Annotated in this window: 18 protein-coding genes; 12 read left to right on the forward strand and 6 right to left on the reverse strand. The window is 71.2% G+C overall.

Features of this window, described 5'->3' with window-relative positions; translation table 11 throughout:
* The first annotated feature begins 117 nt into the window (after positions 1-117).
* Positions 118-954 (forward strand): hypothetical protein, encoded by an 837-nt coding sequence (locus VF106_RS20705; protein WP_330841410.1) that lies wholly within the window; start codon positions 118-120, stop codon positions 952-954.
* 30 nt (positions 955-984) lie between these two features.
* On the opposite strand, the gene VF106_RS20710 is transcribed toward VF106_RS20705, so the two are convergent.
* Entirely contained in the window at positions 985-2451 is a 1467-nt protein-coding gene (locus tag VF106_RS20710) for a PucR family transcriptional regulator ligand-binding domain-containing protein (protein ID WP_330841411.1), read from the reverse strand.
* Between the two features lie 82 nt (positions 2452-2533).
* Between VF106_RS20710 and VF106_RS20715 the strand changes: the two genes are divergently transcribed.
* The 6 genes from VF106_RS20715 (at position 2534) to VF106_RS20740 (ending at position 9828) form a co-directional block, all read left to right on the forward strand.
* A complete protein-coding gene (locus VF106_RS20715; protein WP_330841412.1) occupies positions 2534-3979 on the forward strand; it encodes a sodium:solute symporter family protein in 1446 nt (481 codons plus the stop codon).
* Between the two features lie 174 nt (positions 3980-4153).
* Positions 4154-5089, forward strand: a complete 936-nt coding sequence (gene speB / locus VF106_RS20720) for an agmatinase (RefSeq protein WP_330841413.1) — start codon at positions 4154-4156, stop codon at positions 5087-5089.
* An 8-nt stretch (positions 5090-5097) separates the two neighbouring features.
* On the forward strand, positions 5098-6252 hold the full coding sequence (locus VF106_RS20725) for a pyridoxal phosphate-dependent aminotransferase (protein ID WP_330841414.1): 1155 nt from the start codon (positions 5098-5100) through the stop codon (positions 6250-6252).
* Between the two features lie 119 nt (positions 6253-6371).
* Positions 6372-7484 (forward strand): 3-dehydroquinate synthase, encoded by a 1113-nt coding sequence (gene aroB / locus VF106_RS20730; protein WP_330841415.1) that lies wholly within the window; start codon positions 6372-6374, stop codon positions 7482-7484.
* Positions 7485-7498: 14 nt separating this feature from the next.
* Complete coding sequence (locus VF106_RS20735) at positions 7499-8977, forward strand: GMC family oxidoreductase (RefSeq protein WP_330841416.1); 1479 nt, start codon at positions 7499-7501, stop codon at positions 8975-8977.
* Entirely contained in the window at positions 8974-9828 is an 855-nt protein-coding gene (locus VF106_RS20740; RefSeq protein ID WP_330841417.1) for a TIGR03619 family F420-dependent LLM class oxidoreductase, read from the forward strand. Before VF106_RS20735 ends, VF106_RS20740 begins: the two co-directional genes overlap by 4 nt.
* 4 nt (positions 9829-9832) lie before the next feature.
* On the opposite strand, the gene VF106_RS20745 is transcribed toward VF106_RS20740, so the two are convergent.
* The 3 genes from VF106_RS20745 to VF106_RS20755 are packed head-to-tail and all read right to left on the reverse strand — an operon-like array spanning position 9833 to position 12812.
* Positions 9833-10918, reverse strand: coding sequence for a sugar phosphate nucleotidyltransferase (locus VF106_RS20745; protein ID WP_330841418.1), 1086 nt, complete (start codon positions 10916-10918; stop codon positions 9833-9835).
* On the reverse strand, positions 10912-11871 hold the full coding sequence (locus tag VF106_RS20750; protein ID WP_330841419.1) for a sugar phosphate isomerase/epimerase family protein: 960 nt from the start codon (positions 11869-11871) through the stop codon (positions 10912-10914). Before VF106_RS20750 ends, VF106_RS20745 begins: the two co-directional genes overlap by 7 nt.
* Entirely contained in the window at positions 11871-12812 is a 942-nt protein-coding gene (locus tag VF106_RS20755) for a BadF/BadG/BcrA/BcrD ATPase family protein (RefSeq protein ID WP_330841420.1), read from the reverse strand. Before VF106_RS20755 ends, VF106_RS20750 begins: the two co-directional genes overlap by 1 nt.
* A gap of 121 nt (positions 12813-12933) precedes the next feature.
* Here VF106_RS20755 and VF106_RS20760 point away from each other — a divergent pair, with 121 nt between their 5' ends.
* From VF106_RS20760 to VF106_RS20780, 5 genes are read left to right on the forward strand one after another with little or no spacing between them, the layout of a single operon-like run.
* A complete protein-coding gene (locus VF106_RS20760) occupies positions 12934-14112 on the forward strand; it encodes an MFS transporter (protein ID WP_330841421.1) in 1179 nt (392 codons plus the stop codon).
* A gap of 60 nt (positions 14113-14172) precedes the next feature.
* Positions 14173-15066 (forward strand): SDR family oxidoreductase, encoded by an 894-nt coding sequence (locus VF106_RS20765; RefSeq protein ID WP_330841422.1) that lies wholly within the window; start codon positions 14173-14175, stop codon positions 15064-15066.
* Positions 15063-16508: a trehalose-6-phosphate synthase gene (locus VF106_RS20770; RefSeq protein WP_330841423.1), complete on the forward strand. Its 1446-nt coding sequence runs from the start codon at positions 15063-15065 to the stop codon at positions 16506-16508. Before VF106_RS20765 ends, VF106_RS20770 begins: the two co-directional genes overlap by 4 nt.
* Entirely contained in the window at positions 16501-17766 is a 1266-nt protein-coding gene (locus VF106_RS20775; protein ID WP_330841424.1) for an aspartate aminotransferase family protein, read from the forward strand. The genes VF106_RS20770 and VF106_RS20775 overlap by 8 nt, the downstream gene beginning before the upstream one ends.
* Complete coding sequence (locus tag VF106_RS20780) at positions 17763-18758, forward strand: alcohol dehydrogenase catalytic domain-containing protein (protein ID WP_330841425.1); 996 nt, start codon at positions 17763-17765, stop codon at positions 18756-18758. The genes VF106_RS20775 and VF106_RS20780 overlap by 4 nt, the downstream gene beginning before the upstream one ends.
* A gap of 3 nt (positions 18759-18761) precedes the next feature.
* Here VF106_RS20780 and VF106_RS20785 read toward each other — a convergent pair whose 3' ends face one another.
* Together VF106_RS20785 and VF106_RS20790 are read right to left on the reverse strand one after the other, a co-directional pair.
* Positions 18762-19460, reverse strand: a complete 699-nt coding sequence (locus VF106_RS20785) for an HAD family hydrolase (RefSeq protein WP_330841426.1) — start codon at positions 19458-19460, stop codon at positions 18762-18764.
* Between the two features lie 48 nt (positions 19461-19508).
* Positions 19509-19880, reverse strand: coding sequence for a hypothetical protein (locus tag VF106_RS20790; RefSeq protein WP_330841427.1), 372 nt, complete (start codon positions 19878-19880; stop codon positions 19509-19511).
* Positions 19881-19882: the final 2 nt, after the last annotated feature.

Here is a 19882-nt window from a genome sequence, read left to right on the forward strand (position 1 = left end):
TCTCGCGTCCTCGCCGTCGCCAACGCCCACGCCGAGCATGGCGTGGAACGGCCGGGTGTCCAGTCGCTGTCCAGTGCGGGCGGTGATGGTCGGGCTCTCACCGAACGAGGAGGGAACATGGCCGTTCGATACAACCTGGTCGTCCGCGTCGTCGTTGCGTTACTCGGCTTCGCCGCGACCACCGCCGTGTCCGCATCGCCCGCGGCGGCCAGCCCGGACGCGGGACGGGCCGCCCCGGCAGGCACGGTGACCTACGTCGAGCAGGGCCACCGCACCGACAAGGGCACCTGTCGGTTCGAGTCCGAGGGCGAGCGGCACGTGGACGACGGGGCGGTGGTGCTCTACTTCACCGAGCTCGCTTACGATCCGGCGACCTGCGTACGCAGGATGGCGAGAGCGGAGTACAGACCCGACGAGGTCCCACCGGCCATCGCGAGACAACTCGCCGCCGGCTCGTCGAAGGAAGCCGCCGGGCAGCACCGCGCGGAGAGCGGGCAACGCGGTTCGGCCGCGCGGCCCGGTGTTCAGGCCGTCATCCCCTACACGATGACCGTCCAGGTGTGGTGGGAGGATCCCGTCTACATCGACCTGACGATGACCCGCTCGACCCTCGGGTGGGCATACAGCACTCCGGATCTGCTGCTGTACGGCCCGAGTTACCACGAGGCCTACTGGTACTGGTTCGACGCCAGCGGCTGGAAGCGGGACCACGCCGACTACCTGTTCTACGACGACGGCGCCAACACCGGCACCAACACGGTGGGCCGGTTCAGCAATTCCAGCTTCTACCTTCCCGTCATCTGCGACACCGTCGGCGGTACGACCTATGCTGACCACGCCCTGACCTACGCCTGGGCGTCCAACTACGGATACTTCGGCTACAGCCTCTACAGCGAGAAGTCGGGCAACTGCGCCGACGGCATGTACGGCAGCTACATCGTCACCCTGGCCTGAGCCCCGCAAGGGACACGAGGGCGCGCCAGGTCATGGTCTCCTTCGTGGAGTCGAAGTGGACGGACGCGCACGGTGCGGTGGTACTGGTGGAGTGCTCGTCCAGCGCAGTGCGAGCCACAGTTCGGTGCGCACGTCCGGGTCGTCGAGGTCGACGTCGAGCATCGTCGTGAGCCGAGTGATTCGGTGTCGGACAGTGTTGCGGTGCACGCCGAGCGCGGCGGCGGTGGTCTCCCAGTTTCCGTTGTGGGCGAGCCAGGACCGCAGTGTGCCGAGCAGGTCGGGCGGAACCGGGGCGAGCAGCGCGTCGGCGAACGCGGTCGCGTCGCGAGGCGTGACCAGATTGTCCACTCCGGACTGATCGGCGATCGTGCGGCGGCGGCCGTCCAGTAGCGCCTCGGTCAGTAGGCGGTCTGCCTGGCGGGCCGCCGACGGCAGGTCACCGACGGCGACAGCGCCGCTGATGGTGGCCAGCCATGTCGGGTCGAGCACGATGTCGATGTCGGCGGGTACGACGGCGATCAACCCACGGTCTATTGTGGACGCGACAAGTGGGGAGTCGAGTTGGTTGGCGAGTTCGGTCACCGACTCGGTGCGGCCGCGCCGGACCGCGCGCAGCACCCGCCAGTGAACGGTGCCGGTCATGGCGGCGAGCAGCTCCGTTGCCGGGCCGCAGGCGCCGTCGGTGAGCAGTGTGAGCAACAGAGGTATGACGTCGGCCGGTGGGTGCCGGCGGTCCGTGGTGAGCAGGCCCAGCAGGGCGCCGCCGACTCCGAGTACTGCTCGGTCGCTCGGTCGGAACGGTGCTGGGCGGCCGGCGACGAGCACCGCGTCGGAGCCGAGGCGTTGCACCACGACCTGGGTGTCGCGGTGGTGTGTCGTCGCCGATGCCGGGCCGTGCGGCGCACGCACCGCCGCGGTCAGCTCGGCCACCTCGTCGGCCAGGCTGGCGGGCACCTGGCTGCCCGCCATGTGGCGGTTGGCCGCGTCGGTCAGCAGTACCCACCCGTCGAGCTGCCTGGCCAGTTGGGCGACCACCGCGTGGAGGCCGTCCGGCTGGGCGGCGGCCTTGGTGAGGGCGGTCTGGGCGGTGGCGAGCCGCCGCGCGTCGGCGCGCTCGGTCGCGGCGAGCATGCCGGAGACGGTCTCGCTGATCCGCAGGAACGACACGTCGGCCGGCACCTCGAGCAACGGCAGGCCGTACCGGGCGCACGCGGCCACGAGCGAGGCGGGTACCGCGTCGTACACCGGGGTCACACCGAAGCCGAGCGCGGCGGGGTCCGCCTCGACCAGCCGCGCCACGTAGTGGTCGATCTCCTCGTCCTTGGTTGGAAAGTTGACACCCGCGGTGAGCAGCAACTCCTGGCCGGTCAGGTACAGCTTGGGGTGCGGCAGTTCGCAGATGTGCACCCAGCGCACCACCCGGCCGTCGACATCGCCGGTCAGCACCCCGAGCCGGAGGTCGGTGCGTGCCACGACATCACGGAGCGGGACAGTCATGGGCGATCCGTCCAATCTGTGTGGACTGATTGTACGGATCGGCTACTGGGCCTGTGCGGCTTGACGTTCCTATGGTCGAAAGATGGCCGCTGACTACGTGGTGATGATCAGCTACCTGGTGGCGATGGTCGCCATCGGTTGGTACGCGGCGAATCGGGCGCGTACCAAGAGCGATTTCCTGGTCGCCGGTCGGCGGCTCGGCTACGTCATGTACTCGGGGACGATGGCCGCGGTCGTGATCGGTGGCGGCTCCACGATCGGCGGTGTGCGCCTCGGTTACCTGTACGGCATTTCCGGCGCCTGGCTGGTGCTGACGATCGGCCTCGGCGTGCTCGGGCTGAGCCTGCTGTTCGCCAAACGGATCAACCGCCTGAAGATCTTCACCGTCTCGGAGATGCTGCAACTGCGCTACGGCGGCGCGTCCGCGGCCATGTCCGGCGTGGTGATGTGGGCCTACGCGCTGATGATCATGGTCACCTCGACGGTGGCCTGTTCGACGATCTTCGGGGTGCTGTTCGACCTGGACAAGACCGCGTCGGTCGCGCTCGGCGGCGGCATTGTGGTGATCTACTCGGTGCTCGGTGGCATGTGGTCGATCACGCTTACCGACATGGTGCAGTTCGCCGTGAAGACCGTCGGCGTGCTGCTGGTCCTCACCCCGGTCGCGGTCGGCAAAGCGGGTGGCTTCGACGGCCTGCGCGCGGCCGGCCCGGAGACGTTCTCGCTGTGGCACATCGGCGCCGAGACGATCTTCACCTACGTGCTCATCTACTTCCTCGGGTTGTTCATCGGCCAGGACATCTGGCAGCGGGTGTTCACCGCGCGGGACGACCGGGTGGCCGTCATCGGCGGGTCGGTCTCCGGGCTGTACTGCGTCGCGTACGCCTTCGGCGGCGCGCTGATCGGCACGGCGACCAAGGTGCTCTACCCCGACCTCGCGCTACCTGACGACGCGTTCGCCACGGTCGTGAACGGCGTGCTGCCGACCGGAGTGCGCGGGCTGGTGCTGGCCGCCGCGCTCGCCGCGGTGATGTCGACGGCCAGCGGCGGGCTGCTCGCCTGCGCGACCGTCGCCGGGAGCGATCTGTGGCCACGACTGCGCCGCCTGCTCGGCCGTACCGGCGACTACGACGAGGTACGCGCCAGTCGGGTGCTGATCCTGCTGTTCGGCATCACCGGCATCGTGATCGCCGCCTTGCTGAGCGACGTGCTGGAGGCGCTCTCGATTGCCTACAACCTGCTGGTCGGCGCGCTGCTGGTGCCGATCATCGGCGGCCTGGTGTGGCGGCGCGGCAACCGGCAGGGTGCGATGGCGGGGATCGTCGCCGGTGGGCTGGTGGTGGTCGTACTGATGATCACCGATGGCCCGCTGGCGAACGAGCCGATCATGTACGGCCTTCCGGTGAGCCTCGTCGGCTACGTCGTGGTCAGCCTGCTCACCCCACGCACCGAGGCGGCGGTGCTGGAGGCGTGGCAGCGGCGGTTGGCCGGCGCCGCCGCCGAGCCGGACGAGGTGGTGACGACGTGAGCGTTGTCGTGGAGAGCGAACGCCGGACGGTCCTCACCTGCGGCTGCCCGCACGAATGGGACTTTCGCTCGGGTCCAGGGCGCACGAATGGGACTTTCGTGCAGGTCCAGGGAGCGGAATCGGCGGTTCGCTCGTTGCCAAGTGGAAGGCGGCGCGCGCGGGCGAGGGGGCTTCGTGAGTGATCCGGTCGGTCCCCTCGACGCGTCGCGGTCCCCCCGGTTCGCCGGGCCGGCGACGTTCGCCCGGCTGCCCCGCCGCGACCAGGTGGAGCGGTGCGACATCGGCGTGGTCGGGATCCCGTTCGACGCCGGGACGAGCTACCGGCCTGGCGCCCGGTTCGGGCCGGCGGCGATCCGGGAGGGCAGCAGGCTGCTGCGGCCCTACCACCCCGGCCTGGACGTGGCGCCGTTCAGCCGTGCGCAGGTCGCCGACTGCGGTGACATCGTGGCGAACCCGTTCGCCATCGACGAGGCGCTCGACCAGATCGCCGAGGGAGCCCGCGCGCTGCTGGCCGACGGCACGGTGCCGATCGTCCTCGGCGGGGACCACACCGTCGCGCTCGGCGTGCTGCGCACCATGCCGGAACCCGTTGCCGTGCTGCACTTCGACGCGCACCTGGACACCTGGGACACCTACTTCGGCGCGCGGCACACGCACGGCACCCCGTTCCGCCGGGCCGTCGAGGAAGGGCTCGTGGACACCGAGCGGCTCGTCCACGTCGGTATCCGCGGCCCGCTGTACGGGTCGGACGACCTCGACCGGGACGCGGCGCTCGGCTACCGCATCCTGTCCACAATGGACGTCGCGGAGATGGGTGTGCGTGCGGTGGCCGCACGGGTGCTCGAGATCGTCGGCGACGCGCCGCTGTACGTGTCGGTGGACATCGACGTGCTCGACCCGGCGCACGCGCCGGGCACCGGCACCCCGGAGGCCGGCGGGCTGACCAGCAGGGAACTGCTCGGCATCCTGCGGCTGCTGACCGACGCGCGCATCGTCGGGGCCGACATCGTCGAGGTCAGCCCGGCCTACGACCACGCGGAGATCACGTCGATCGCCGCCGCGCACGTCGCGTACGAGCTGATCTGTCTGGTGGCAAGGAGAATCGGTTGATCACCCGGGTGAGTACCAAGGTAGCGTCGTTCACCGAGTCGGTGATCCGCGAGATGACCCGGCTGTCGGACGCGCACGGCGCGGTCAACCTCTCGCAGGGGCTGCCCGACTTCCCCTGCCCGCCAGAGCTGAAGGAGGCCGCGGCGGCCGCGGTCGACGGCGACCGCAACCAGTACCCGACGACGTTCGGCGAGAGCGCCCTGCGCACGGCGATCGCGGCGAAGACCGCGCGCGTCTATCCAGGGTGGACGGTCGATCCGGAGACCGAGCTGTGCGTGACCTGTGGCGCCACCGAGGCGATGGTGGCCACCATGCTGGCGCTGGTCGAGCCTGGCGACGAGGTGATCCTGTTCGAGCCGCACTACGAGAACTACGGACCGGACACCGTGCTCGCCGGCGCCCGCCCGGTGTACGTGCCGCTGCGGCGTCCTGATTGGACGATCGACGAGGACGCGCTACGTGCCGCGTTTTCTCCGCGTACCAGGGCGATCGTGGTGAACACGCCGCACAACCCGACCGGAAAGGTGTTCAGCCGCGCGGAGCTGGACCTGATCGCCGAGCTGTGCCAGCGCCACGACACGCTGTGCGTCACCGACGAGATCTACGAGCACATCCAGTTCCTCGGCCCGGGCGGACACATCCCACCGGCGACCGTGCCGGGCCTGGCCGACCGTACGGTCACGATCAACAGCCTGTCCAAGACCTACGCCGTCACCGGCTGGCGTGTCGGTTGGACCATCGCGCCGGAGTGGGCCACCCGCGCCATCCGCACGGTGCACGACTTTCTCACCGTCGGTGCGCCGACCCCGCTGCAGGCGGCCGGGGTGACCGCCATGGAACTGCCCGCGACGTACTACACCGACCTTGCCGAGCACTACCGCGAGCTGCGCGACACGCTGTGCCCGGCCCTGGCGGACCTCGGTTTCGAGCTGCGCGAACCAGACGGCGCGTACTACGTGTTGTGTGGCACCGGCGCGTTCGACCGCGACCGCGACGACGTGGCGTTCGTGCGACGGCTGGTCACCGAGATCGGCGTCGCGGCGGTACCGGGATCATCGTTCTACGCCGACCCCGCGCAGGGCGCCGACCTCGTCCGTTTCGCCTTTCCGAAGCGCCAGGACACGCTCCGCGCCGCCATCGAGCGTCTGAGCGATCTGCGTTAGTGGCGACGTGCGATTAGGCTGGAAGAAAATACCGGTCGAAATCTGGGGGTGCTTGACTGGTGGGGGCACACGTCCGAGTGCGCGAACGGCTTCCGCTGCCGCGTAGCTCGGAAGGGGACGTGATCACAACCGCTGACCGGCAGGATCGGTACACGGTATTCGTATGCCGGCACGAGCGAGCCGCGGTCGACCGGCTCCGTGCCGAGATCGACGGCAGACGGGTCGCGCTGATCAGCGATCACACGGTGACGAGGCTGCACGCGCGACGCCTCGCGAACGCACTCGCCGACAGCGGGCTGGAGGTCACCGCGACCTCGTTCCCGTCCGGCGAGGCCAGCAAGAGCATGGCTACCGCGACCTCGTTGCTGGACTGGCTGGCCGGCACCGCACTGGCACGGCGGGACATCGTGCTCGCCGTCGGCGGCGGGGTGGTGATCGACACCGTCGGCTGGGTGGCCAGCGCGTACATGCGCGGCGTGCCGTACATCAACGTGCCGACCACACTGCTCGCGCACGTCGACGCCGCACTCGGCGGCAAGGTCGCGGTCGACCACGCCACGGCGAAGAACCTGATCGGAGCTTTCTACCAACCGAAAGCGGTCGTCTCCAACGTCGGCTACCTACGTACGCTGGAACCGCGGCAGATGCGTGCCGGGCTGGCCGAGGTGATCAAGAAGGGTGTCATCGCGTCGCCGGAGCTGTTCGAGTTCATCGAGCGCCGCCACGCCGACATCCGGGCAGGCGACCCGGCGACCACGGCGCGTCTGGTGCATGGCGCGAGCGTGGTCAAGACCAGCCTGGTCGCCAAGGACCCGTACGAGCTGGACCTGCGGCGGCCGCTGAACTTCGGGCACACCATCGGCCACGCGGTGGAGACCGTCACCGGCTACGGCCCGATCCTGCATGGTGAGGCGGTCGCGTTCGGCATGGCGTGCGCGGCGCGGATCGCCGAGCGGCGGGGCCTGCTGGACCGGCGGACGAGGGCGCGGCTCACCAACCTGCTGGCCGCGGTAGGCCTTCCGGTGGTGCTCGACGACCTGCCCGTGTGGCTCGACGTGCCGGCCGCGTTGGGCGCTCTGCGGCAGATCCGCAAGATCCGCGACGGTGTGCTGCGCTTCGTCCTGCCGGTCGCCCTCGGCGAGACGGTGATCGCCGACGACGTCACCGAGGCGGAGATCCGCGACTCGATCATGGCCGGGGCGGCCGGATATGGGCGGCTGCGCACGGGCTGAGTCCTGAGTGGACGATGACGGAGGAGAATGTGGTGGCGGGGGAACTGCGCGCCGACGTCGTCGTGGTCGGGGGTGGTGCCGCCGGATGTGTGCTCGCCGCCCGGCTCAGCGAGGACGAGCGCCGTTCGGTGCTGTTGCTGGAGGCCGGCCCGGACTACGGGCCGCACCGGGAGGGTCGGTGGCCGCCGGATCTGCTGGACTGCCGGGCCGCCGCACGCAGCCACGACTGGGCACCCGGCGGGCCGTCGTGCTGCTCGCGTGCCCGGTTGGTCGGCGGGTCGTCCGCGCACAACGGTTGCTGGGCCACCATCGGCGTCCCCGCCGACTACGACGCCTGGCGCGCGTACTCCGACGGTGCCGTGGACCACGCCGCCCTCGCCCCGCACCTTGCCGACGCCATGCGCACGCTGCGGGTGCGTGACGTCCCGGAGGCCGACCGCACCGCCTGGCACCGCGCGGTGCTGGCCGCCTCGGCGGAGCTGGGCCTGCCGTCGCTGACCGACGTCAACGGCGCCGACGCCAGGGAGGGTGCCGGCTGGGTGCCGCTCAACGCGGTCGGCGACACCCGCTGGCACGCCGCGTTCGCCTACCTCGACCCCGCCCGCGGCAGGCCGAACCTGCGGGTGGTGGCGGACGCTCTCGTCGCGAGCCTGGTGGTGAAAGGGGACCGCGCCACCGGGCTCGTGATCGTGCGGGACGGGCGGGCCGAACAGGTCGCCGCGGACACGGTGGTGCTGGCCGCGGGCACCTACGGCAACCCGCCGCTCCTGATGCGCAGCGGGATCGGGCCGGAGCCGGTGCTGCGCGAACTGGGTGCGCCGGTGGTGCTGCCACTGGCCGGGGTGGGGGAGAACCTGACCGACCACCCTTCGGCCGCCGTCGAGCTGACCCCCACCGAGGCACTCGCACACGCGCTGCCGGACCGCGACATCTACCTCGCCCAGACGGTGATCAAGGCCCGGTCGAGCATGGCGGGCGACGAATGCTGGGACCTGCACATCGTGCCGTCCGCCGGGCCGGGCGAGGACGAGCACCGCAACTACACCGGACCGCTTGCGGCCGGGCTGTACGTGTCCGTGATGGCGCCGAGATCCCGGGGGACGGTGCGTGCCCGATCACTGGACCCGTTGGCTGCGCCGCTGATCGAACACCGCTTCTTCGCCGACCCGGACGGCCACGACCGTCAGGTGGTCCTCGACGGTGTCGACCTCGCCCACGCGCTCGCGGAAACCGCGCCGTTGAACGAGTTCGCAACGCTCACCCCGTGGCCACCGGCACGCCGGGAGGCCGGCGCGGTCGCCGAGATGTCGTTCGGGTACTGGCATCCGGTCGGCACGTGTGCGATGGGGCCGGTGGCCGGCGGCGACGGGCGCCTGCACGGTCTGTCCAATGTGTACATCGGGGACGCCTCGCTGATGCCGGTGATCCCGAGGGCCAACACCCACGTGACCACCGTCGCGGTCGCGTCACTACTCGCGGAGTCGGTTCGATGAGGATCGGGTTGCTGTCACCGAACATGCCACCGTTCGACACGCCGGAGGCGAGTCGGGCCATCGCCGGGCTGGCCGAGCGGCACGGGGTGGACTCGCTGTGGGTGCCGGAGCACGTGGTGCTGCCGGCGGAGTACCGCACGCCCTACCCGTACGCCGAGGACGGCCGGCTGCCGGTGCCGGCCGAGTGGCCGTACCCGGACCCGTTGGCCTGGCTGGCTTTCGTGGCCGGGCTGACGAGCCGCGTGCGGCTGGTCACGGGGATGCTGATCCTGCCGCAGCGCAACCCGGTGGTGTTGGCCAAGCAGGCCGCCACCATCGACGCGTTGTCCGGCGGCCGGCTGGAGCTCGGGCTCGGCCTCGGTTGGTTTCGCGAGGAGTTCGCCGCGGTGGGCGTGGAGTTCGCCGACCGCGCGGCCCGGTTCGAGGAGTACGTGGCCGTGCTGCGTGCGTTGTGGAGCGACGACGAGAGCTTTCACGGGCGCTACCACGACTTCACGTCGATGCGCTGCTACCCGAAACCGGTCGGGCGCATTCCGATGATCATGGGTGGCCACACGGTCGCGTCGGCCCGCAGGGCCGGCAGGCTGGCCGACGGTTTCTTCCCGGCGGTCGCGGACCCTCGTGCGCTGTTCGCCGAGTGCCGCGCCGCCGCCGAGGCCGCCGGGCGGGATCCGGACGGGATCGAGTTGGTCGCGGAGGCGGCGCCCGCGGTGCCGGAGCGGGTGGCGGAGTTGCGGTCCTGGGGTGTGACTCGCGTGGTGGTCTACCCCCCGCAGGTGCCGGTGGGGGTGCTGCCAGAGGCGTTCGCCGAGTTCGCCGAACGGTTCCTGCGACCGTGCGCGGACCTGTGACCGGTCACGCGGCGAGGCCATTCCGGTCCGCGGTGACCGTCTCTCCTTCGAGCACGATGGTGTCCGCCACCGTCACGCCCTCGGCGATCGTCGCGCCGGGTAGCACCACCGAACCGCGTACCACGGCACCCGGCTCGAGCCGGCAACCCGGGTGGAGGACGCTGCTGTCCACCGTCGCGTCCGGCGTTGGGTCCTCGCCGACCAGGCTGTGGTGCTCCGGCAGGTAACGCGGCGGCGACCCGGAGAGGGTTCGTGGCATGGCCATCGGGTCCATCGGCAGGTCCAGGAGCTTGAGCTGCTCCAGCAGGTACCGCTCCACCGTGCCGATGTCCGCCCAGTAGCAGGAGATCGGGAACGCCGACACCCGCCGGCCGGTGGTGATCATGTGCGGCAGGACGTCCCTGCTGATGTCGTGCTGCCAGCCGTTCTCGCCGAGTGCGGACAGCTCGGCGAGCACCTCGCGCAGCGCGTCGATGCGGAACAGGCAGAACGCGGTGAAGATCAGGTCCGAGGTCGGGTTCGCCGGCTTCTCCACGAGCGCACGCACCCGCGACTCACCGTCCACTTCGACCATGCCGAACAGCGACACGTACCGCCGCTCGATGCGTTGCACGCCGATCGTGCACCCCGCGCCGCTGTCCCGGTGTGCGGCCACCATCGGCCCGTAGTCCATCAGGTACACGTGATCCGCGTGCTGCACCAACACGTCCCGTGCCCCCGGCGCGAACAGGTACTCGGCGTTGGTCAGCAACGCGTCCGCGGTGCCGTGTTCCGCTGGGCGTGGTGGCAGCGGCTCACCGTCGGCCAGCCCGCCCGAGTGCACCAACTCGTCGTGCGGTCCGAAGTGGATCCTCGTGTTCCCCTGGTTCGTCCAGTGCCGCAACAGGTGCCGTGCCAGGTCGGCCTCGCGGTGCAGCGACAGCAGCACCACCTCGGGGATCCCGGACCGCACCGCGTTGACCAGGCTGAAGTCCACCAGGCGGCACGACGCCGCGTACGGCACGAGCGGCTTGCACAGCCGGTCGGTGAGCGGCCCCATCCGCTCACCGAGCCCGCCCGCGAGCAGGCCGGCCCGCACGCCGTTCACCATGTGCGCCCCTGCGGCGCCCCGGCCGGCAGCAATGTGCGCAACGCCGCCACCGACGTGGCGATGCCCTGTTCCGTCGGCAGCAGCGTGTCCTCGTGCTCCACGTAGATCACCCCTCGGTAGTCCTCGTCCAGCAGCGTGGCAACGATCTCTGCCCACGGCAACTCGCCGCAGCCGAGCGCGCGGAACCGGATCGGCGGCCCCGGCCCGTACCGCGACCACCCGGCGCCGCGCGGGTCGTCGGGTAGGCGCCACACCTGCAGGTCCTTGGCGTGCACCGCGGCCAGCCGGTCGCCCCAGCCCCGGGCGGCGTGCACCGGGTCGTGCCCGACCGCCGCCAGGTTGGCCACGTCCAGGCACAGCCCGATCTCCGGCGCGGCGGCCAGCAGCGCCCTGGCGCTCGCCGGGTCGTAGACGACCTGCTTGGGGTGCGGCTCCACCACCACGCGCACACCCGACTCACGGGCAAGGTCGAGTGCCGGTGCGGCGGCCTCGACCCACGCGGACACGTTGTCCCGCCAGGACACCTCGCTGCCCCACCAGGACAGCCACCGGCCCAGGTCCGGCACTCCCAGCATCAGCCGAGCCAACGGCGCTCCGAGTGCTGCGGCCAGCGCGACGGTACCGAGCGCGGCACGCTGCCCGTACGCCCGCTTGTCCCCCGTCGAGCCGGCCAGCACCGGATCGGTGTGCGGCCCGTGCGGACCCAGCGCGAGCTGGGTGTCGCGGCTGTTGCTCACACACCCGACCCGCGCTCTCGCCACCCGCAGCAACGCACTCACCTCGCGGTGGTGTTCCGGATCGGCCAGCCGGTCGGCGTCCACCAATCCGAAGCTGCGGTCCGCGGGCAGGTCCACCACGTCCACACCGACCCCGGCCGCGGTGGCCAACGCCCCGCGCAGGCCCATCGGTGACAGCGCCGCGAGACACACCCCGACCTTTATGGGCTCATTCATCAGACCCCCAGGTTCCTGGGCCAGGCCCAGCCGGCCAGGTTGTCAGGAAACGCGTCGCGATGCGCGGTGGCCGCGGCGAGCACCATCCCGGCGGGGTCGTCGACCACCGTCGGGGATGTCGCGCCCAGCTCGGTGGCGAGCCGGTCGGTGAGTAGGGCGGCGAACTCCGGGCAACCCCGCACCACGCCGCCGGACAAGACCGCGGACCAGGTCCCGCCGTCGAGTCCGGCGCGGTCCCTGGCCGCACGCACGCCCGTCACCAGGTCGTCCAGGGCCGTGTCGATCACCGCGGCGGCCACCGGGTCGCCGCCAAGCCAGCACCGGAACACCGCCGGGGCGAGCGCGGCGACGGCGGCCTTCGGGAACGGTCGTGCCGCGAGCGCTCTGGCCAGCTCGGTGATCGAACCACCGGACGTCAGCTCACGCCCGAGCGCCGTCGCCGGACCTCGGCCGTCCGCACCACGAACGGCCGCCCGCAAGCCAAGGAGCCCGATGTCGAACGCGCCGCCTTCGTCGCTGCCCAGGTACTCGCACCCGCCGACGGACACCGGCGCATGACGGCCGTCGCCGGCCAGAAAACCCGATCCAGTGCCGCACACGACCGCGACGCCCCGTCCGCGCAGTGGGTCCGCGGCGAGCAGCGGCACGATGTCGCGGGAGATCACCAGCGTCCCGGCGAGCCCGGCCTCGACGGCCAGGCCGGCCAGCCGGTCCAGCTCCGGTTCCGGAGTGCCGGCGTCCACGGTGGCGGTCGCGAACCAGCCGAACGCCGGTCTCGGACCCAGCTCGTCGGCCACGGCCGCGAACAGTGCTTTCAGCTCGGCATCGGCGACCGGCGCGCCGACGGAGGCCGGGTTGACCGAGCCCCGGAGCCACCGTTCCCCACCGTCTACCAGGGCCGTCGTACTGCTGCCCCCGGCGTCGATCCCCCAGCACCTCACCGTTTGCCTACCTCCCCCGTCAACGTTAGTGACGGGTGCCCGACGGGTAATCGGGCAAACGTGGCCATTGTCCGGAGCGGTACGGTCACGGACCGTGCCGAATGATCACGACGGAGGCCACGTGCGGGGGACCACTGGAGGGGTGCTGGGGCTGCTGGCGGTGGCCGCGAGTTGGGGAGTCTTCTGGGGCGGCTGGGCCGCGCTGATCCCGGACCTCAAGGCCACTCTGGGGCTGGACACCAGAGAACTTGGGCTGTCGCTGTTCGCGATCCCGATCGCCGCCGTGCCCGCGATGGCGTTCACCGGCCGGCTCGCCAACCGCGTCGCACAGCACACCCTGCCGCTGGTCACCGCGCTGTTCGCGGCCGGCATCGGGGTGGTCGCGTTCGCCGGCACGGTGCCGGTGTTCGTCGCCGGGCTGCTGCTGGTCGGCGCGGCGAGCGGCGCCATCGAGGTGGCACTGAACGCGACCGCCGCCGCCCACGAGGCCAGGGACGGCGTGCGGCTGTTCAACAAGGTGCACGCGGCGACCCCCCTCGCCATGGTGCTCGCCGGGCCGTCGGTGGGCCTGGCCAGACAGCTCGGCGTGAGCCGGACCGCGGTGCTGCTCGTGGTCGCGGCCGTCGTGCTGGGCAGCGCGGCGCTGGCCGTGGACCGGCGCGGCTGGCGGGGCGCCGACACCTCTGCTGAACACGGGACCAGGCGAGCACCGGTGCGGTGGATGCGCCCGTTCCTGCTCGTCGGCGCGGTCGCGGCGGCCGTGCTGCTGATGGAGAACGCGGTGGAGCAGTGGGGTGCGGTGCACCTCGAGCAGAATCTCGGCGCGGGGCCGCTGCTCGGCAGCGCCGGTCCGGCGGCGTACATGGCGGGCCTGTCAGTGGGTCGGATGCTCGCGCAGTGGAAGGGCGCTCTGCTGCCGGATCACACGCTGGTGCGGCTGGGCGCGGCGGTAGGCGGTGTCGGCCTGGCCGTCGGCGCGTTCGCGACGTCGCCGTACCTGACGCTCGCGGGGTTCGCGTTCGCCGGGATCGGGCTCGCGCCGGTGGTGCCCACGCTGCTCGCCGCCGTCGGCAGGGCGGCCGGACCTCGGGACCGGTCGACGGCCATCTCGGTGGTGACCACCACCGGGTACGCGGGTTTCCTGGCCAGCCCACCGCTGGTCGGGTTGCTGGCCGCGGGGATCGGCCTGCCACCGGCGCTGGGTGTGGTGGCCGGCCTCGGACTGATGGTCCTGCTCGGTGCGCACGTGCTTCGCCTGCTGGCGAATAATCAGCCTGCGGAGTACCAGGTCCCCGGTTAGGGTGACTGTAGTGGCCTGATCAGCCACAGAACGTCACCGGCTTCACGGGGGAGTGAACGCATGCGGGTGCTGGTGGTCGGTGCCGGTTACCTCGCCTCGCACGTCGCCCACCGGTTGCGGGCGGCGGGCCGACGCCCGACGCTGAGCTCGCGCCGCAAGCCGGACACACCCGAGACCGCTGACCTGCCCTGGTCCCCGGTCGACGTCGCCGATCCGCTGCGGGTGCGTGAACTGGTCGACGAGGTCCGCCCGGACGCGGCGGTCGTGGTGCACGGCCCGTCCGACATCACCTGGTGTGAGCGCCACCCCGAGGAGGCCGACGCCGCACACGCGGGCGGGGCCGCGCACCTGGCCGCCGCGCTCGGCGGCAGGCGGCTGCTGCTGATCTCCACCGACAACGTGTTCCCCGGCCACAAGGACAGCTGTGCCGAGTCGGAACCCCCGGCGCCGGCCAACGCCTACGGGCGCGCCAAGCTCGCCGCCGAGAAGGAACTGCTGGGCACCGGGGCCGCGCTGGCGCTGCGGGTGAGCCTGGTCTACGGCTGGGATCCCGCCGGTCTGCGCCCGAACTTCTTCACCACCTGCGTCCAGGGTCTGCGGGCGGGCCGGCCGGTCCCGGTGCCGGACGACCACTGGAACAGCCCGGTGCTCGTCGACGACGTGGCCGCGTGGACCGACGCGCTGCTGGACACCGACCACACCGGCGTACTCCACCTCGGCGGCCCGCGCCGGCTCAGCAGGCTGGACTGGGCACGCCACCTGGCCGCCGTGTGCGGTGCCGACCCCGCGCTGGTCCGGCCGGTGCCGAGGAACTCCAGCGAGTACGCCTGCCGGCCACGCAACGCCTGCCTGCACAGCGAACGAGCCTCCCGACTGTCCGAACTGGACGGTCTCGACCCGGTTGACGTCCTGTCCGCGAGCACCCGCCTGATCACTGGAGGAACCGCACCGTGACCGACCGCCACCTGTTCCTGGCCAGCAAGCGGGCCGCGGTGAGCTTCGCACCCGACCCCGACACCGGGCAGCTGAAGCCGTGGCTCGCGCCCGGCGGCACCGGCAACGTGGTGGCCGACCAGGCCGGCGTGCTCGGCGTGTCCTGGATCGCGAGTGCGGACACCGACGACGACCGGCGGGCCGCGGCCGAACACCCGGACGGCCTGGAGATGCGGCTACCGTCGGGTCGGGACATCCGCATCCGGCTGCTGCGGCACGACCGGGAGACCTTCGCCGTGGTGCAGAACTTCCTCACCGCGGAACTGTTGTGGGCGGCCAACAACTACGGCTGGGACAAGTGGACCACCCCCACCTTCGACCGGCGGACGCGCGAGGCGATGGACCACTTCGCCACGTTCACGCAGGACTTCGCCGGTGCCATGCTCGACGCCTCCGCGGAGGTGGCCGACCCGACCTACCTCGTGCACGACTACCAGCTCGTCGGTGTGCCCGCGTTGCTGCGTGAGCGCAGGCCCGACGCGCCGGTGCTGTTGTTCGTGCACATCCCGTGGCCGAGCGCGGACTACTGGCGGATCCTGCCGAAACCCATGCGCACCAACCTGCTGATGAGCATGCTGCCGGCCACGACGATCGGGTTCTTCGCGCAGCGCTGGGTGCGAAACTTCCTCGACTGCGTCGCGGACCTGGTGCCGGACGCGGAGGTCGACCGCGACTCCGGCGTGGTGCGCTGGCGGGGCAACCGGTGCCGGGTGCGGGCCATGCCGCTCGGCTACAGCCCACTCGCGCTGCGCGGGCGCGAACCCCGGCTGCCCGACGGCGTGGGGGAGTGGGCCGGCGACGACCCACTTGTCGTCCACAGTGGACGAACGGACCCGATGAAGAACGCCGAGCGTGCCGTGCAAGCGTTCGTCCTCGCGGTGCGCTCCGACGAGCGAATGAGTGCCGCGAAGCTATTGGTGCGGATGAATCCCAACCGGCTCTACGTGGAAGCCAACGCCGACTACGTGCGGCGGGTGGAGGAAGCGGTCGTGTGGGCCAACGGCGAGCTGGGTGGTGAGCGGGTGCGTAGCCACTGCGACAACGAGGTGGACCACAGCATCGCCTGCTTCCAGCGTGCAGACCTACTTGTCTTCAACTCCACGGTGGACGGTCAGAACCTGAGTACGTTCGAGGCGCCGCTGGTCAACGAGCGGGACGCCGACGTGATCCTGTCCGAGATGTGTGGCGCGGCCGAGGTGCTCGCCCCGGTGTGCCGGACGGTGAACCCGTTCGACCTCGTCGAGCAGGCCGAGGCGATCGTCGCGGGCCTCACCGCGCCTGCCGCAGAACGTGCGGAGTCGGCCAAGCGCAGGCGCGAGGTGGCCGCCCCGTGGACACTGGAGGAGTGGGTGCGGGCGCAGCTCGATGGGCTCGCGCGGGACCACGAGGACCGTCATGGTTGAGGCGCCCGACCCACAGGACGTCGCGCAGTACCAGCTCGGGGACGCGCTGCTGGTCGGTGGGTCGGGTGTGCGTGCGTGGGACAGTGCCGGCCGCGAGTACCTGGACTGCGTGTCCGGCACGTTCAACCTGCTGCTGGGGCACAACCACCCCGAGGTGATGGCCGCGGTCCGCGAACAGACCGAACGGCTGGTGTTCGCCAGCTCCTCGTTCCAGACCGAGCCGACCAACGAGGTGATGCGGGAGCTGGTCAGGATCAGCCCGGACAACCTGACCAGGGTGAACCTGCGCAGCTCCGGCGGTTCGACGGCGAACGAGGGTGCGATCAAGATCGCCCAGCACCATACGGGGAAGCGGGACGTGATCGTGCCGTTCCGCGGCCAGATCGGCCAGACGCTGGCCGCGGCCAGTCTCAGTGGCAGCAGTCGCATGCGGGCGCCGTTCCCGTACCGGTTCCCGGGGTCGGTGCACGTGCCGGAGCCGTACTGCTACCGGTGTTTCTACCGGCAACACCCGGACACGTGCGGTTTCTGGTGTGTGCGACGGATCGACGACTTCATCGACTACGCCAGCTCCGGCAGCGTGGCGTGCCTGATCATCGAGCCGGTGAGCGGCGTCGGCGGCAACGTGATCCCGCCACCCGGCTACCTCGCGGACCTGAAGGCGTTCTGCGAGGAACGCGAGATCCTGCTGATCTTCGACGAGATCCAGACCGCGTTCGGCCGCACGGGACAGATGTTCGCCGCCGACCACTTCGGCGTCTCACCACACATCATGACCGTCTCGAAAGGACTGACCGGTAGCGGGCTGCCGCTCGCCGCGATCCTCACCGAAGAGCGCATGGCCGGCTGGGACCGCTCGCTGCACGGGTTCACCTACGGCGGGCACACGCTGTCCGCGGCGGCCGCGGTGAAGACACTGGAAATCGTGCAGCGGCCCGGATTCCTGGAGAACGTGCGGGCCAGCGGCGCGGTGCTGCTCGACCGGCTGCGTGCGCTGCAGTCGGATCACCCGGTGCTCGGCGACATTCGAGGCCTCGGGTTGATGATGGGGGTGGAGCTGGTCACACCGGACGGCGGCAAGGCCACCGCCGCGACACACGCACTGCAGCGCGAGCTGCACCGCCAGGGCGTGCTCACCCGGGTTTCCGAGCACGGCTTGGGCAACGTGATCGAGCTGCGCCCGCCGCTGGTGCTCAGCCCGGCCGACGCGCACCTGGTCGCCGACCGGTTCGGGGCCGCGCTGGACGAGCTGCGATGAGGGTCGAGCTGGGGCCGGACGGCCCCGTGTTGTCGCACACGCCGCCCGAGCGCCCGCCGGACGGACCCGCCGTGCTGGTACGGATCGAGCTGGCCGGACTGTGCCGGTCGGACCTCAAGGAGGTGGCCGGAGCACGGCACGGCGCGAGCCAGTTCGGCCACGAGATCGTGGGTGTGGTGGCGGAGTCCGGTGTGCCGGGGCTGCCGCCGGGACGCCGGGTCGGCCTGGACCCCAACGTGGCGGCGGTGCGCCGTGGCTCCGGGTTCGCCACCGCGATGTGGGTGGCCGGTCCGGCCGAGAAGTTGCTGGCGGCCCTGCCGACGCTGCCCGCCGGGCTGTCCGCGCGTCGCCTGGTGTTCGCCGAGCCGGTGGCCTGTGTGCGGCACTGTCTTTCCGCGCTCACCACGCATCTCGGCCGGCCGTTGCCGGGTGTGAGACTCGCCGTGCTCGGCGCCGGCACCGCCGGGGTGCTGACCGCGGGACTGGCGCAAACTCTTGGCGCGTCGGTGATCCTCGGCAACCGAGGCGGTGACCGCGTCGCGTTCCTGCACGAGCGTCGGCTGCTGGACGCGCCTGTCGGGCCCTTCGAGGAGCTGCCGTCGAACGGCGTCGACGCGGCGGTGATCACCACCAGCTTCGTGCGGCCGGACGTGTTCACCGAGGCCCTGCGCGTGGTGACGCCCGGCGGGTTCGTGCTGCTCTACGGCGGCACCGCACCGGGCGACAAGCTCGACGGCCTCGACTGCGACCTGGACACCGTGCGGCGCACCGAGACCGTGGTACCCGTGCGGTGGCGGGGCAAACCGGTCCTGGTCGGCGGCAGCTACGGCACGGTGCGGTCCGATTTCGCCGCCGCGGTCGGCGCACTGGCCGACTCCGCACTGCCGGTGGAACGGATGATCACGGGCGAGGTGCCGCTCGCCGAGCTTCCTGGAGTGCTGCGCGAGCAGGTGACCCGCCGCGTGCTCGGCAAGACGCTGGTCGTGCCGTAGGGATCAGCAGCCGGCGAGAGCGAGCACGCCAGCCAGCCCGCGTGGCCGGTCCGCCGCGCGGTCGTGCGGCAGCAGGTACACCGGCATGCCGACGGCCGTGGCCGCACCGTCCCGAACCGGGTCGTCCCCGACGAACAGCGTCCGCGCGGCCGGCACGCCCAACCCCGCACACCCCGCCTCGAACATGGCCGGCTCCGGTTTGACGACGCCGTGCTCACACGACAGCGTGAAGCTCGGGATGAGGTCGACGACTCCGAGCGCGGCGAACGTGGGCCGGATGTCCCAACCGATGTTGCTCACCACCCCGAGCCGCACGCCGGCGTCGTGCAGTTGTGTGAGTACCGAAAGGGTGTCCGGATAGGGCCGCCAGCTCAGCGGGTCGGTCAAGCATGCGTACACCGCGTCGGCCAGCGTCTCGGGTTCCTGCCCGGGCAGGAACCCGGTGGCCGCCGTGGTCAGCAGCTCCGTCCACACGGCACGGTGCCGATCCGCCGATCGGTCACACCCTTCGCGCCGCGCCCGCCCGTCGGGGGAGTCCGCCGTGGCGAGTGACATCTCGATGAGCCGAGCCGCCTGCCCGTCGTCCAGTGCCACACCCCGCGCACCGGCCGCGGCCCGCACCCCGGCAACGGTCAGCACGGCGGCGTCGTCGAACAGGGTCCCCGAGAAGTCGAACAGCACGGCGTCCACGTGTCTGGTCACTACTCAGACGTTACCTCCACGGTGGCCGCCTAGATGAGGACCTTACTTTCACGAGCAGGCTTCGACTGCCGCGCCGAACAGCGCGCCGAACACGTCTTCCGCGTGTTCCAGACCTTGCCCGTCGGCCAGGTTCGGGTTCGCGCTACCGGCGCCGATGGTCTTGTCGGAGCGAACCGTGACCGACTCCGGTCCGCCGTTCGCGAGCCAGAAGGCGGCGAAGCAGGCCTGGTCGGTTCCGGGTGGGGCGAACCCGGCGATGTCCTGCGCGGTGAGGATCGTCCACACCGTCGAATTCGTGCCCGCCTTGGCGTCGCCCTGGTCGGAGCGGTTGTCGATGAAGCACTCGTGCGCTGACGCCGTGCCAGCGAACAGGAGCAGTGAAGCCAGTGTGGCGACGCCGGTCATGAGGATCTTACGCATAG

The sequence above is a fragment of the Actinophytocola sp. genome (assembly GCF_036378875.1).
Lineage (GTDB): Bacteria > Actinomycetota > Actinomycetes > Mycobacteriales > Pseudonocardiaceae > Actinophytocola.